Annotated in this window: 9 protein-coding genes; 6 read left to right on the forward strand and 3 right to left on the reverse strand. The window is 58.1% G+C overall.

Features of this window, described 5'->3' with window-relative positions:
- Positions 1–96: 96 nt before the first annotated feature.
- The 4 genes from JIN78_RS14400 to JIN78_RS14415 all read left to right on the forward strand — a co-directional run bounded on the left by JIN78_RS14400 (position 97) and on the right by JIN78_RS14415 (position 10394).
- Positions 97–3294, forward strand: coding sequence for a LamG-like jellyroll fold domain-containing protein (locus JIN78_RS14400; protein WP_200392688.1), 3198 nt, complete (start codon positions 97–99; stop codon positions 3292–3294).
- An 89-nt stretch (positions 3295–3383) separates the two neighbouring features.
- Positions 3384–6623: a LamG domain-containing protein gene (locus JIN78_RS14405; protein ID WP_200392689.1), complete on the forward strand. Its 3240-nt coding sequence runs from the start codon at positions 3384–3386 to the stop codon at positions 6621–6623.
- A gap of 41 nt (positions 6624–6664) precedes the next feature.
- Entirely contained in the window at positions 6665–7792 is a 1128-nt protein-coding gene (gene hemW / locus JIN78_RS14410) for a radical SAM family heme chaperone HemW (protein WP_200392690.1), read from the forward strand.
- A gap of 160 nt (positions 7793–7952) precedes the next feature.
- A complete protein-coding gene (locus tag JIN78_RS14415; RefSeq protein WP_200392691.1) occupies positions 7953–10394 on the forward strand; it encodes an alginate lyase family protein in 2442 nt (813 codons plus the stop codon).
- A gap of 18 nt (positions 10395–10412) precedes the next feature.
- On the opposite strand, the gene JIN78_RS14420 is transcribed toward JIN78_RS14415, so the two are convergent.
- Positions 10413–11006 (reverse strand): MerC domain-containing protein, encoded by a 594-nt coding sequence (locus tag JIN78_RS14420; RefSeq protein WP_200392692.1) that lies wholly within the window; start codon positions 11004–11006, stop codon positions 10413–10415.
- A 108-nt stretch (positions 11007–11114) separates the two neighbouring features.
- Here JIN78_RS14420 and JIN78_RS14425 point away from each other — a divergent pair, with 108 nt between their 5' ends.
- Entirely contained in the window at positions 11115–11588 is a 474-nt protein-coding gene (locus JIN78_RS14425; RefSeq protein ID WP_200392693.1) for a GNAT family N-acetyltransferase, read from the forward strand.
- Positions 11589–11594: 6 nt separating this feature from the next.
- On the forward strand, positions 11595–11846 hold the full coding sequence (locus JIN78_RS14430) for a hypothetical protein (RefSeq protein ID WP_200392694.1): 252 nt from the start codon (positions 11595–11597) through the stop codon (positions 11844–11846).
- 1 nt (position 11847) lies between these two features.
- Here the strand turns inward: JIN78_RS14430 and JIN78_RS14435 are convergent, their stop codons facing one another.
- The gene (locus JIN78_RS14435; RefSeq protein WP_200392695.1) at positions 11848–12216 is read right to left on the reverse strand and encodes a VOC family protein; all 369 of its coding nucleotides are present in this window, start codon (positions 12214–12216) and stop codon (positions 11848–11850) included.
- Between the two features lie 248 nt (positions 12217–12464).
- Positions 12465–15138: hypothetical protein (locus JIN78_RS14440; RefSeq protein WP_200392696.1), on the reverse strand; the 2674-nt coding region annotated here is incomplete at its 5' end.

Below are 15138 nucleotides of genomic sequence, written 5' to 3' on the forward strand. Positions count from 1 at the left end.
CAATGGCAGAGCGGGAGAACTTGCGTCTCTCCTGCATTTTCTTCAAGAACACCCTAAACTTTCGCAAAGCGATTTCGTTACTAAAACAACTCGACCATGAACCGCCTTCTTCTTCTGCTCTTGCTCGTGCCTTTTTCGCTCTCCGCCCAGGAGCTGCCCGAGACGTTTCAGGCCCCCGTTTCCTATCAAGGCGAGAGCTATCAGGTCGACTTTGTGCGCCACTCCAACCGTTCCCCGGAATTTGAAGTCTGGGTCCAGCAAGACGATGGCAGCTTTATCGAACACGAGGCGGGCGAAGTGCGCACCTATCTGGGGGAAATCGCGGAATTGCCCGGAGCCATGGTCTCGGCGGTGCGACGCCACGATGGCGACCTCTATTATCGGGTGGCCTTCGAAGACGGAGAGGAGTGGATCAATGAAGGGGGCAGCACGTCCCTGCGCACCGATAGAGACTGGACCCCCAATTGGCCGGACTACCTGACCCCGGAAGGAGGGGCGGGCTCGGAAATCTTTGCCGCCGAGGTCACTGTCGATTGGCCGCACAGTCAATTTTCCCGCAATGGCAGCGCCGAGGCGGCCCTGGAAATGATCGAATACAGCATCCAATCCGCCAATCTCATCTATCTTCGCCAGGCGGGAGTCCTCCATCAGGTCGGCCGTGTCTTTCTCAGAGCCAGCGCCGAGCAGGATCCCTACGCGGGAATGACGACCACAACCCCGCTCTTGCACAAGATCGTTAGCGAATGGCTACTCGTGCTCGACGAGCAATTCCCCGTCACCCACGATCTGGGCTTGGTGGCGACCTCGGCGACCGGTGGCGGGCTGGCCTACGTGGGGGTGGTGGGCAATCCCGGTTATTCTTCCAATGGAGCCAGTGAGGAAGGCGACTTTTGCACCGTCTGGCGGCATGAGGTCGGTCACAACTGGACCCTCAGTCACTTTGACGGTGGAGCCCCTGAAGGAGCCACCATCAACTCCAACAACCGTCTGGCGCGCATGTCCGGCCCGGAGCAGGCCAAGGTCATCGCCCATCGCGTGGACCGCACCGCCCACCTCGACAACCTGGGCCCCTACTCCTTTTCCCTACCCCCGAGCGCCAGCCTGGATCGAGCCCGCTATTCCCCCCGGCAGGAAGCCACCGCGATCGACGTCTTGGCCAATGACCATGATGGCAATGGCGATTCATTGACCTTGACGGCCTTTCAGGAAGAAAGCGACCTGGGAGGACGGATTGTGCGCTCGCCCGGAACCGGTCCCAATGGTCGCGACGAGTTACTTTACTACCCTCCCACCCGTCTTTCCAAAACCGCGGACCGCTTCACCTACCGCATCACCGACAGCACCGGCCGGGAAGCACTGGGCCATGTCATTCTCCAACTCCGTTACGATGATGACCTTCTCCTCCACCTGCCCTTTGATGAGACCACCGGCACGACGGCGCGCGATCATTCTTCTTACAATAGCGGGGCCACTCTCTTCGCCGGCCAGAGCTGGACCGAAGGACACAACAACGGCGGGGTCCACACCATCGGGGCTCCGGGGATGACCGCCGAAAATCGCGGAGCCCCAACGGACGCCTTCACTATCACCACTTGGATCCAGCTGGACTACGACCAACCGGACGATGCCGGCCTCGTTTTTTCCCGGCGAGACGGGACCGCCTGGGGGCTGAACTTCGGCACCGGCAACACCCTTCGTTACCATTGGAACAATCAGCATTGGGATTGGGACTCCGGCCTGACCGTGCCCACCGGGGTCTGGGTCTTTGTCGCTCTCACCATTGCCCCCGACCAAGCCACCCTCACCCTCTTCGACGGTCAATCTCTCCAAAGCGCCACCAATCTGGCCCCCCATGGCGTGGAAGATCTCGCGATTCCGCTCACCATTGGGCTCGATCCCGCTTCTTTCTCCCGCGAATTCCAAGGCTCTCTCGACGATCTGCGCCTTTACCGCCGCACCCTCAGCCCGGAGGAAATCGCGGCCATGAGCCGGGGCTTGGCCAGCGCTTCCCATCCTCATCCCGCTCATTTCGAGGACATTGCCACCCTTCCCGCGGGCCTCACTTGGCAAGGCTCTCCCGCCGCCACCACCTACCGCGTCTTCTTTTCCCCCCACTATGCAGAAGTAGCGGAGGGGCAGGCGGGTGGACCGGCCGACCAAGGCACAACCACCGCCACCCACTTTCCCGCCACCGGCCTAGAGGACGAAACCACTTATTTCTGGCGCATCGACAGCAGTGACGGCTCCCAATGGATGCCCGGGCCCGTCTGGCACTTCAGCAAGGTCGATGACCAGCTGCTCGTGCGCTGGAAAATGGACGAAAGCTCCGGCACCACTGCCCACGCCTGCTGCGATCACCACTTCCCGGCGGAATTCCAAGGCACCCCGACTTGGGAGGCTGGTCCTATCAATGGTGCCATCTCGCTCGACGGAAGCAACGATTCCCTACGCGCTCCCGCTCTCAACCATCCCACCAACCAGTTTTCCATCACCGCTTGGATCAAACCGACAGAATTCCCTCCCCCCTTTGCGGCCCTGGTTTTTTCCCGCGGACCCAGCAGCGCCAGCGGCCTGAATTTCGGTCAAAACGGGGAACTCCGCTACCACTGGAAAGGTAGTCACTGGAATTGGAACTCGCAATTGACGCCTAACTTGGGCCAATGGAACTTCGTGGCCCTGACCATCGCGCCCGACGAAGCCACCCTTTATCTCGACGATGGCAGTGGTCTTCTCTCCGCCAGCCATAGCGCCAGCCACGCGGTGGAACCCTTCGACGCTCCTCTCTATCTGGGCCGCGATCCCAACCAGAATTCGCGCTATTTCCCCGGAGCCCTCGACGACATCCGCCTCTACGGACGCACCCTCTCCCCCTTCGAGGTGGCCGCCCTCAACACCGACCGCCCGGATACCTTCCTCACCTGGTCTGCGGAAAAAGGGAGCACCCGCGCGGATGGCGATCCCTATCCCCTCCTGCTGGAATACGCCCTCGACCTCGATCCCCACGCCCCGGACTCCCCCGAAGCGGCAGGGTGGCTTCAGAACGAGACCTTCTCCCTCTCCGTGCCGCATGCCGGGCTTCCAGACTACCTTCAGATCATCGAATCCTCCCCCGACCTCCTCCACTGGACCCGCCTCGCCACCCGGGAAGGCTACCAGCAGTGGGATGCCCTCGATAACGCTACTTTCCGGCTCACCCCCCTCGATGCCCACCGCAACCTGCTGAAAGCGGCCCCTGCCAGCCCCCAAGAGGAGCAATTCTTCCGCTTCCGGCTGGAAGAGATCTCTACCCCTTGACTCCAGAAATGGACTCCGACAATGTTTAGTCGATTTTTTTTTAACAAAAATGACTAAACTTATCATGAGTCGCCCGTTTATAAAAAACCATGAAACGGTTTTTTATTTTATTTGGCCTTTTGCTTTGCAGCCAAGCCCCGGCCCAGGAACTTCCCGAGACCTTCCAGGGAACCATCTCCTACAATGGCGAAAGTTTCGAGGTCGATTACGAGCGCTTTTCCAATCGCTCGCCAAATTTTGAAATTTGGATTCAGCAAGCGGATGGAACCTTTGCTGAATATGAGCCAGGAGAGGTACGAACCTACATTGGTCAAATTGACGAGCTTCCAGGAGCAATGGTCTCGGCAGTGAGAAAGAGCAACGGCGAGACCTTCTATAAAGTGAATTTCGCCAATGGAAACGAGTGGGTCAAAGAATCGGGCGCGACTAGCCAGCGGACCAATCAGACTTGGTCACCTCGTTGGCCCACTTTTCTCCTTGGTCAAGGAGGGGCCGGCTCAGGAATTCAAGCAGCCGAAGTCGCAGTCGATTGGCCTGGGGTGCAGTTTGCCCGCAATGGCTCCGCCGCCGACTCCTTGGAAATGATCGAATATTCGGTTAATACCACCAATTTGATTTATCTGCGCCAAACGGGCACGATGCATTACATCGGGCGGGTCATTCTCAGAGCTAATGCGAATCATGATCCCTATAAGGGACTATCAGGGATATCAGAGTTCTTTACTGAGCTCAGACGTCAATGGAACACAATTCTCCCCGCCACTTTCACTATGACCCACGATGTCGGCCTCGTTGCTGCGGCAGGCCTAGGAGGTGGTTTGGCAAGCAGCGATGTAGGTGAAATCGGCGGGCCAGGGTATAGCTCCAATTCGAGTTCCAATGCTGGCGATTTTGCCAACGTGTGGCGACATGAGGTCGGCCATCTCTGGTCTCTCGGTCACTTCGATGGTAACACCCCCGAAGGGCCAACCATCAATTCTGGCAATGGCCTAGCTAGGATGTCTGGACCGGAACAAGCCCTCGTCATCGCCCACCGGGATGATCGTACCGAGCATATCGACAATCTGGGACTCCCCTCTCTTTCCATCCCTCCCTCCGCCAGTTTGGATGCGGCTCAATACACCACTGCTTTAACACCGATTACGATTGACGTGGTCGGCAATGACCACGATGCCAATGGTGATTCGATCTCGATTAAAAATTTCGAGACTAAATCCCTTCTGGGTGGGACCATTTCCCGTTCGGTAGGGACAGGGCCAAATGGCCGAGACCAACTCCGCTATCAACCACCGTTGAGCTATGACCAGAAGGTAGATCGCTTTAGGTACTACATTGTGGACTCAACCGGACGAGAGGCCCTCGGTTACGTTAACCTGCGTCTCATACCAAATTCGGATCTGCTGCTCCATTTCACCATGAATGAAGGCACGGGCGTCTTCGTCGGTGATTCTTCTCCTTTCGTGACGCATGGAGATTACAAAGTCTTCGACGAAGACGCAAATAACTGGGAAGAAGGCATTATTGATGGCAGTGTCAATCTCAACTTTTTTGGTTATATTGAAAGTCAAGCTCGCAACACCCCCACCAACCACCTGACCATCACTGGGTGGATCAAAACAAAGAGTTCTCCTGATTCTTTTCCCAACGGATTTGCCGGATTCGTCTATTCGAAAAATGACGATTCCCACTGGGGCTTCGGCCTTATTGATGAAGAGGAATTAGCTTATAATTGGGGAAACGAACATCAAAGGTGGAATTCAGGACTTTCGGTTCCGAAAGACACCTGGACCTTCGTGGCTTTGACCATCGCCCCCGATGAAGCCACTTTCTATATGGATAGTGGCTCCGGCTTGCAAACGGCGAGCCGTACCGCCGTGCATGACGTCGATCCTCTGAGTGCCCCCATCGGAATAGGATGGGAGGGAGAACAATTCTCTGGCTTCTTTAGTGAAGAAGCCCAAATCGACGACATCCGTGTCTACCAGCGAACCTTAAATGCTAGCGAAATCGCCCTGCTAGCCAACAAACTGGGAAGTCCTAGTAATCCTAGTCCCGAACCCTTTGTCCAAACGCTTACCACTCCCACTGCACTGGCGTGGTCGCCAGCTCCGGCAGCTACAGGCTATCGTGTATTTCTGTCCAATAAACTATCGGAAGTGCAGGAAGCCCTCCCAGATGGTCCTGCCGATAAAGGAATCGTCAACTCCCCAAGCTTTCCGCTAGACGAACTCAGCAATAATAACACCTATTTTTGGCGAGTAGACTCCACTGATGGCACCAACTGGTTTCCGGGGCCAGTCTGGATGTTCACTGTCCTCAACGATCTTCTGGCCCGATGGAAAATGGACGAAGGTTTTGGAGCAACCGCCTTCAATTCCACAGGAAACCATCTCTCGGCTCAATTCAACAGTTCACCACAATGGACGGAAGGAATCATCAACGGAGCACTCCAATTCGATGGATTGGACGATTTCCTCATCACCACTCCCCCAGAACTATCCACCAATAACTTAACCATCACTTGCTGGGTGTATCCGGAAGGATTCCAGAACGACTTTTCCGCAATCCTCTTCAGTCGGGGAGGTTCAACCGTAAGTGGGCTGCTCTTCGGACCGAGCCGCGACCTGCGCTACACTTGGGGAGGAGCGCACACTCAGTGGCTCTCCAGATTAGTGCCGAGCATTAACCAATGGAACTTTATTGCCCTAAGTGTAAGCCCTGAGGAAGCGACCCTTTATTTGGATAGCGGATCTGGCCTGCGAACTGCAAAAAACATTGGTAACCATCGTATCGAAGCCTTTGATGCCGCCCTTAGAATTGGTGCAGATCCTGACACCAGTACACGGCGCTTCCGAGGTAAAATTGATGACCTTCGCATCTATCGACGAACACTAACCCTGAATGAAATCGCCAATCTCAACACCCGCAATCCAGACTCCTTCTCGACTTGGTTACAAGAAAAAAGAGACGAAGGCCCCGATGGCGATGCCTTCCCGACGCTAGTGGAATACGGTCTCGATCTCCATCCCGGCCAAAACGACTCTCCCGAAAGCGGCCTCCAGCTCCACGAGGGCCAGATTCGCTTGGAAGTGCCCACCGCCGGTCGCTGGAACTACGAGCAATTCCTCGAGTCCTCCCCGGACCTGTTGCAGTGGACCACCATGGCCCGTCGCGATGCCTACAATCCTTGGGCCATGGACCGGGCCCAAGAATTGAACATCACCCAGAACGAACCCGGCCGGCTGATTCTGGAAGCGACCCCAGAGGAGGCGGAAGACGCTCTCTTCTTCCGCTACCGCTTACAAGAAAGCTCCCCCAACGAGCCCTGAGAAACACTCGCCAAGCCCGGGCCCTCCCGCTAAGGGTGCGTGTGTCCGAGCCGCTCAGCCTCTACCTCCACCTGCCCTTCTGCCACAAGATCTGCCCCTACTGCTCCTTCTACAAGCACACTCCCGGTGGCACCGACTTGGGAGCTTTTGTGGCCGGTATGCTTGCCGAGGGCCGCTATTGGGCGGAGCGATTGGACCATCCCCCCATCCGCACCATTTACCTCGGCGGCGGCACGCCTTCCCTGCTTTCGGAGAAGCATCTCAGCGAGCTCTTCCAAGGCTTGCAGGAGATTTTCGACTGGTCGGCGGTGGAAGAAGTCGATCTCGAAGCTAATCCCTCCACTTTCCATCTGAAAAAAGCGTGCCTTTTCCGGGAACTAGGCGTCACCCGCGTCTCCTTGGGCGTGCAGTCTTTTCAGGAAAAAGAACTCCAGGCTCTGGGCCGCGACCACACCGCGCAGGGAGCGGCGGAATCCTTTTACCTTCTGCGCAGCGCCGGCATCCCCTCCTGCAATCTCGACCTCATGTTCTCGGTCCCACACCAGACCGAGGCCACTTGGGCCGACAATCTCGCGCAAGCCCTCGCCCTCCAGCCCGACCACATTTCCTGCTACAACCTGACCTATGAGGAAGACACGAGCTACTTCGAACGCTTCGAGAAGGGCGAATTGAGCGACGATCCCGACCTCAATGCCCGCCTTTTCACCCTGGCCCATGAGACCCTGACAGCGGCGGGTTTTCACCATTACGAAACCTCCAACTACGGCACCCCCGGCCACTATTCACGCCACAACCTCAGCTATTGGGAAGGACGTAGCTACCTCGGCCTGGGGCCCTCCGCCGTCTCCACCCTCAATGGCTGGGAAGAGCACTGCCACGCCAGCCGATGGAAGAACGTCCCCGATACCGCCGCCTATCTCCATCAGGTCGCCACCGTCGGACACGCCATGCACGAGCGCGAAAACCTCAGCGAGGAGCAATACAATCTCGAGCGCATCGCCCTCCTTCTTCGCACCGAGAGCGGTCTGCCCCGGCGCTATCTCCCCGCGAGCGCCGATTGCGCGTTTTTACAAGAAAACGGCTTGGCAACCTTGACCGGGAGTCACCTCGTCCTCACCCGCGAGGGAGCCCTTCTCGTCGACGCCATTGCGGAAAAATTGACGGAGTAACCCTCGGTGTCACGATTCCACCACTTTTTGTCGTTTTTAATATGTTTTTTATTTAATTTACACATCCGACTAAACGACTTACCCTCGCCTCGTCCGGGGTCTCGCACTCAATTGCGGCATCCCCAGGCCTCCCCTCATTTGTCTCAGCCTTCACTCTCTCATGTCGACGCCCCGCCTCCTTCTTCTTCTCGGCCTGGCCAGCTCATGCGCCCTCGCCGAGGTTCTTTTTCAGGACGATTTTCAAGCTGCCAGCAACTCTCTCTCTTGGTCTTCCGGTCATTCCATTCCTCTTGCCGATAGTGCTACCGTCCCGGAGTTCGGCACTCTCAATCAATGCGCGGACCTGGCGGGTCCCAACCGACGACTCTTCGAGGCCCTCCCACCCAGCTTGCCCGGGGCGGTCTCCACTTTTTCCTTCGACCTGCTGGAGCGCGGCACCGACAACGCGACCACCGGCCTGATTTTTGGCTATGGCAAAAGCGCGGAGCTGAACTCGGCCTCGGCCTCCATTCAGCTCTCTGCTCTCAAGGGAGTGTTCTCGCACCGCTCTCTCAGCAATGAATCCACCCTGACCCAGAGTGGCGATTTGAGCTACCCGGTTGACGAAGCCTTCCGCGTCTACCTCGTCGTCAATGACTCGGAGGAAACCTTGAACAACTACGAGGGAGACGAAGACCTCGCGCCCAAGAGCTTCGAGCTCTGGAAGCGGACCGCCTCCGGGCTGGTACAAGTTCTGGAAGCCACTCTCGTCGACAGCCCGTCCTTCGCGGGATTCCGCACCTTCAGCGGCTTCAACGCCCGCTTCTTTGCCGACAATGCCAAGATGGAAACGGGAGCCAACCTCGCGCCCCACGAGAGCCCGATACGGCTGGCCAGCACGACCCCAGCAGCCGCGACGGGAAGCCCCTTCGAGTGGCACTTCCATGCGGTCAATCCGCCCTCCGGCTCTCGCTACCTTGTCGCAGCAGACAAGCCCTTTACCGGACCGCCCCCCACAGAAATGACCGCAGCCGAGGGCCAGTTCTCACTCACCATTCTAGACGGATATCAAGGCCCGGTTACCGTGACGATGACACTGCAAGACGCGGATGGCGAAGCTCTCTCCAGCACCTCCGTGCAGGTGCTAGTCTATGATTACAGCGGACCCGAGACCCTGCATCACCCGTCCCTCATCAGCAACGAAGGACAATTGCGAAAGATGCGGGACCTCGTCCGCAATGCCCCCGATTCCATCGCTAAAATGGGTTGGGATGCCATGCACGGCACCTACACCGCCAACCTGAACCGAGAGCCCACCCCCTACGCCGTGGTCTACGGGGTCGCCAGTGGCAGCTCCGAGAGCGAAAACGCCCTCCGCGAAGATGCCCAGGCCGCCCGGGCCAACGCCCTGCAATGGGTCGTCACGGGAGACTCCGCCCACCGGGACAAAGCCATCGAAATCATGAATGCCTGGTCCCAGACTTTCCAGGCCATCGAGGGGAGCAACTTTTCTCAAGCGCAACTGGAAAGCGCCTGGGTCCTCCCCGTCTGGCTGAGCGCGGCTGACATTATCCGCTACTACGACGACGGTAGCGCGGGCTGGCCTCCCCACGAGATCGCGGCCTTTCACCGCATGATGGAGATTCTCTATCTGGAAGCCAAAAAAGCCATTCACCGACCCACCAACTGGGCCGCCACCGCCTGCCTCGCCCAGATGTGTTATGGAGTCTGGTCTGATAGCGAGGAAATCTTCGAAGCGGGCTTGGCGCAACAACTCAATCGCCTGGAGGAGATGAGCCAACCCGACGGAGAAATCGCCGAGACCTGCCGCGACGTCACCCACCCCCAATACACCGTCGTCTCCTGGACCGACTCCGCCGAACTGGCCCGCCATCAAGGCCGACTCGATCTCTACGAGGCCACCTTTGACGGCCAGGAGACACCGCGACTGGCCATCATTTTGGAATACTTCGCCAATCTCCTGCTGGGCCGCACCGCCCCTCCTTGCGACAGCGATTGGGGCTACACCTACCCTACGGCCTTGAGTGACTTCGACAACTACGAGGTCCCCTACCGACACTATATCGGACGCAAAAATGTGCCCTATCTCCCCGTCTTCACCGAGTTCGTGGAAGATTACTGGCAGACCACCGGAGGCGACGACAAGCACTTCCTCCTCTGGTCCCGTCTGACCCACGGAGACAACAACTTCGATGCCCTTCCGCCCGAAATGACCTACGATGAATGGGCGCTCACCGCCTTCACCAACTCTCAGTTGCAAGACCCCACCATCAGCGCCCCCAGCGCCGATCCCAATGGCAACGGGCTCAGCAACGATCTCGCTTATCTGACCAACACCGATCCTCTAGCCCCCACTGGAACGGCTATCTTCACCTTCGCCGGGCACTCACCCAGCCACACCACCTTCCGGGTCCTCGAACGCCCCGAGGCCTCTCTCTTGGGCAGAGCCTTCTTGATGAGCACGGATTTGGAAACTTGGAAAGCCATTGAGCCCACGGCGAGCAGGGTGATCGAATCCACCGACTCGCAGGTGCTGCGGGAAGTCGAGTTTTCCACCCGGGAGTCGAGAGCCTTTTTCCGCCTCAGCTACCCGGAGCACTGAGAAGACAGCATCGCAAACTCACCCGCAGCAAGCCTTCGTGCGACAGGCATGCCCGCAGGCACAGAGGTTACCCACGTGGGCGGTGATGAGGAAGAATCCTCCCAAAGTCGTCACGATGGCAGCGGGTGGGATGTGGAGGGATTTCTCTCCACTCGCACTCACCTGCACACTGGGGCAGCAGGCATCAGCGCAGGCCGCTTCCTCGACCGGAGCCGCTTCCGAAGCACAGCTGGAGCAACCGGATTCGCAACTCTCCCCACTCGCCGCGACCGGATCCGACGTGGGAGCCGACACCGGGGCCTCCGGGGAAGAAAAGGCAGGAAGAATCGAGCCCACCAACACGGCCAGGATTCCCAGGAGAGCGACCCCCGCCACCCAGCGCTTGCCATGCACACGATAGCCGCGATAGATGGAAAAGGCGGCCAAAGGAACGATAAAGAGGGCCACCAGGGCATGAGATGCGGGGTGCGCCCAAATGCGACCAAAAGTCGGTAAAGCAATGAGGAAAATAGGGGCAAGGGCACAGTGAATGGCGCAGAGAACAGAGGCGGCTACCCCCATGCGATCCGCATGATGGAGACTGAGACGTGGAAAAGACGGAGCAAAACTCATGAGCAACAAACGCGATTTAATGGCAGATAGACCAATCCGCAACTAAATTGCGATAAATCCTCAAAAACCGGGTCTGTTCTTTTTCGGAAATTCTGCCAGAATGGGCCCGTGACAACGGATGTGCGTATCGAGCCCGCGACCATTGAGGATTTGCCTGACCTCACCGATCTGGTGGTGGATTTGATGAATTTGCAGGACGACTTCACCCCCGACCCCGTTTTGCAGGAGAGAGGCATCCGGCATATTTTGGAGGATCCCGCCCGGGGGCGCATTTTTGTCGCCCGCACCGATGACCGCATCGTGGGGATGGCCAACCTCCTCTTCACCGTTTCCACTGCCATGGGCGGCTTCGTCATCATCATGGAGGACGTCATCATCCATCCCGAGCACCGGGGCATGGGCTACGGAGCCCGCCTGGTGGATGAGGTCATCCAATTTGCGGAGGAGAAGGACTTCAAGCGCATCACTCTACTGGCCGACCGGCTTTCCAACGATTCGCAGGCCTTTTTCCAACAACACGGATTCACTTTCTCCAGCCTCATTCCCATGCGGCGGATCCTCTCCAACACCCCTAAAACCTGAGCCGCCATGCCTACCCTGCTCGCCATCGCTCCCGCCGACGCCCAAGCCCTCACCCTGGTGGCCATCCTGGCCTTCGCGCTCGGCTCTTTGGTGACTCTCTTCGTGGTGATGGCTCGCAATGGCCGACGCAATGAGGCTCTCGATCTCCCGGAATTTCCCGATTTGGAGAACGAGTCCCCCCCCGCCCTCTCATCGCGAAAATCCCCTCCCCCCCGCGCGGACTGGGAGCGGGAGAGTGATTGGTGGAAAAAAGGCTGACTCACGCCCCCTCCTTGCGGCGGTGAATCCCCACGGAATTGCCATCGGGATCGCGCACAAAGGCCATGTGACAAACGGGTGTCTCCAAGGGACCGAAATCAATGTCCACTCCCGCCGCCCGGACCTCCGCCACCGCTTGTTCGAAATCTTCGACCTCCAGCGCCACCGAGCACCCGGTCGCACTGGGCTCCATCCCCGGTGCCTTGCCAATCGCCAAAGTGCCGGCCCCAATGTCGTATTCGACCCAATGGGCCCCGTCCATCTCGTGGTCCATGGTGGGGACCAGTCCGAGCACTCCTTCGTAGAATTCCTTGGCCCGCGCCACATCGCTCACGGGATAGACACTGAACGCGATTTCCTTGATTTTCATGGCTAAAAGTCCTGTCCGGCTTTCTCTGATTAGCAGAACAAATCTGGGAAAGCGATTGGAAAGTAACGCCGAAGCCTCCTTGGCTTATACCAAGACAGATAACTTTCTGATGTTGCTAAGAAACATCTCTCCTTTCTGAAGGATGTCCCGTCCTCAAAAGAAGCTCGACCACTTGGCCAAAGCGAAGAAGCTCTCCTGGGCACTAGACAACAGCGAGTGGGCTCGGGGATTGAGAAGGAGGGACTGTCTCAATCCAAAAACTCGACCCGCAACCGGATAAAGGCCGTAGGCTGGGAGGTGGTCTCCTGCGGGTAAGAGACCTGGACTTCCTGTGAGCCATTGCCAACCGACCACTCTTGCAACGAGGAGGTTCCCGACCAATTCGCGTCACCCTCTTTTCTGGCAAGTTCGGTCCAGCTTCCGGGAGAGAGCGAGGTCGAGGCCTCAACGAGGTAAACGAGGTCATAGCGACCATTCTCTGGGAGATAGAAGTGGAATTGGAATTGGTCATTCTCCATGCGACCGCGCGGAGTGATGGGAATGGTGCCGGGGTCGGGGGTCAGCAAGGCGTAGTCGAGGAGATCGACTATTCCGTTCTGGTCAGCATCACCCAAAGCGTCGGCGGGATTGGTGGGGAAGCCATTTGTCGCCGCCCAGGTGGCCCAGGTGTCACCGCTTTCGCCCGCCATTTCGAAATGAACCGTTTTGCTTTCTGGGCCTTGGTTGATGAAGGCGAGGTAGTAGGTTTGGCCCGGAATCCAGGGCCAGCCGGTGAGGTCTTGAGTCAGGTCGCCATCGACATAACTATCCGAGTAGTGGGCGACACTCTCCGAGGCCGGAAGCGAACCTTGTTCGAGACGAAGCTCAACATTCTCGCTTCGTTTTGAGGTGTGGACCCAGCGGCGGCCCATGGCGGGCACGATGACGCGGTAGTCGCGGCGTTCCCCGGGAGCGAGCGTGAAATCGGCGACCCCATTCTGGAAGGCCAGTTCGGTCGGCAGGCCAATGGTGGCCGCGCTCGCTGAGGAGGAGAGGTCGAAAACGGAATCCGCGCGAGCTTTGAAACCAAGGTAGTAAACACTGCCGGGTCGCACGAGGGGAGGACTGAAGACGTAGCTTCCGGCATCGGGATAGTTGTCGGCGTATTGGGAGCTCTTATAGTCGGACTGCCAGTCCCGGTCATAGAGATTGATTCCACCTGTATGGTAGTGATCGAGAGCGGAGCCGGGGGGAATGGCGTCGCGAAGGTAGAGGTCGACGTCGCCTTGCTGTTGGTGAAAGGTTACCGTCCACTCTGCGGGCGCGTCCTCCGGAACTTCGACCCGGTAGTAGCGCCAGTCGCCGGCGGCGAGGAGCTGGTTGTTGGCCAGACCAGTGGCGAGATCGAGCCCGGTCATGGAACCAATCGACAAGCGGAGACGGTAGCGGGCATTGGTGTCTCCAGCTGCCCTGACGGCGAGATACCAGCGACCGGGAGTGAGCTCGGACTCCAGTTTGCCATCGCGGGGAACAAAGTTGCCGTATTCCGTTTGTGACGAGTCGTCTAGTAGATAGTCATAGAGAGCATATCTGGGAATATCCGATGGATGGGAGAGGTGGGAAAGGGTGGGGATCTGGCCTTGCCGGACATAGAGGTCGGGATTGCCACTGATGGCTTCCAGTTGAGCACGGAGAAGACCGCCATTGCCGGCGGCAACGTCGATGGCGTAGAAGTGATAGTGACCGTTCTCGAGGTCGACTCCCTGATCATTGGGGAGAGGAGAACCCGAGGAGTCCACCCCGGTATCGGCAAAGAAAGGAGCGGTGAGGCCGGGGGTCGTTGAAGGCGCTCCGGGTTGGAGCATGTCCCAGGTTTCCCGCTCCAAGGAGACCGCCTCACTAGTGAGGACGAATTCGGAGGCCCCCACGCCTTTGATTTCGAGATACCAAGTTCCTGGAATGACCTGTGGCGGGGCGACCACAATTGATTCGGATATCCAATGGGTCAGGCTTTCGGAAGTGCCTGACCCTTCGGGGAGGAGAGCGGGACGCACTCGCATTTCCGGCTCTCCGGCCAGCGCATCGAGGGTCAAGCGCCAGCCAAGAGGTTGCTCGCCGTCGAGAAGTTCGGGAACCTCAAAAGCAAAGAAGGCTCGTTCGTCATCAGCGAGAATTCCGCTGGCGGTGTGGCTCTGTCCATTGCCATTTTGACTGGGCGCAAAATTGAGCGACGGAGGCACAAGGGAAGAGACAGTGACAGTGTAAGATGCGTCGCCTAGGTCGGACCCGTAACCAGGATCCACGATGGAAAGATAGTAATAGCCGGCAGGGGCGTTGGAGACGGTGGTGCGGATTCCATCGCGATCCGGATACTCTCCCGAAAACACTCCATACTGGGCATGGTTGGGGAAATGCGGGCTGGTATACTTCAGTCCAAATTCGGGATTGCCGACCCGATCACTCAGTTGAATCGAGACGGCGGGAGTCTGGGTGGGGAGCTCGAAGCGAACGAGATCAACCTCCCCCGCCTCGAAGTCACCTTGAAGATTCACGCTTTCTCCAAGAGAAATGAGTCCGAGGTCATGGAACACGGGCAAGCCATGGCTGGTGAGGATGGCGGAAGAGGAACCGGTGCCGATGTGATTATCGACGGGATTCTGGCCCTCGCTGACGACCATGAGGTAGTAGCGACCGGGTTCAAGGAAGTCCTGGCTAGATTCGGGCAGAAGGGTGAAGTGCTCGTCACCGTCCTTTTGAAGTTTGGTCAGTTCGCTGCGGGAAACTGGCGAATAGGAGGAACCGGCAGAGGTATCGGAGGTGGGAAGGAACTCTTTGTTCACATAGAGGGCGGATTCGCCGGAAGTGTTGGCGAGGGAAATGCGCCAGCCGGAGGTGTTGTCCGGGATGTCCACGTAGTAATAGGCCACCTCCCGGGCAGGAAGG

Origin of the sequence: Roseibacillus ishigakijimensis, assembly GCF_016595415.1 — a bacterium.
Taxonomy (GTDB): Bacteria; Verrucomicrobiota; Verrucomicrobiia; order Verrucomicrobiales; family Akkermansiaceae; genus Roseibacillus; species Roseibacillus ishigakijimensis.

Excerpts from the sequence above, each read along its gene's own strand:
- JIN78_RS14400 (WP_200392688.1), top strand. The coding sequence starts at position 97 with ATGAACCGCCTTCTTCTTCTGCTCTTGCTCGTGCCTTTTTCGCTCTCC.
- JIN78_RS14405 (WP_200392689.1), top strand. The coding sequence starts at position 3,384 with ATGAAACGGTTTTTTATTTTATTTGGCCTTTTGCTTTGCAGCCAAGCC.
- JIN78_RS14415 (WP_200392691.1), top strand. The coding sequence starts at position 7,953 with ATGTCGACGCCCCGCCTCCTTCTTCTTCTCGGCCTGGCCAGCTCATGC.
- JIN78_RS14420 (WP_200392692.1), bottom strand. The coding sequence starts at position 11,006 with ATGAGTTTTGCTCCGTCTTTTCCACGTCTCAGTCTCCATCATGCGGAT.
- JIN78_RS14430 (WP_200392694.1), top strand. The coding sequence starts at position 11,595 with ATGCCTACCCTGCTCGCCATCGCTCCCGCCGACGCCCAAGCCCTCACC.
- JIN78_RS14435 (WP_200392695.1), bottom strand. The coding sequence starts at position 12,216 with ATGAAAATCAAGGAAATCGCGTTCAGTGTCTATCCCGTGAGCGATGTG.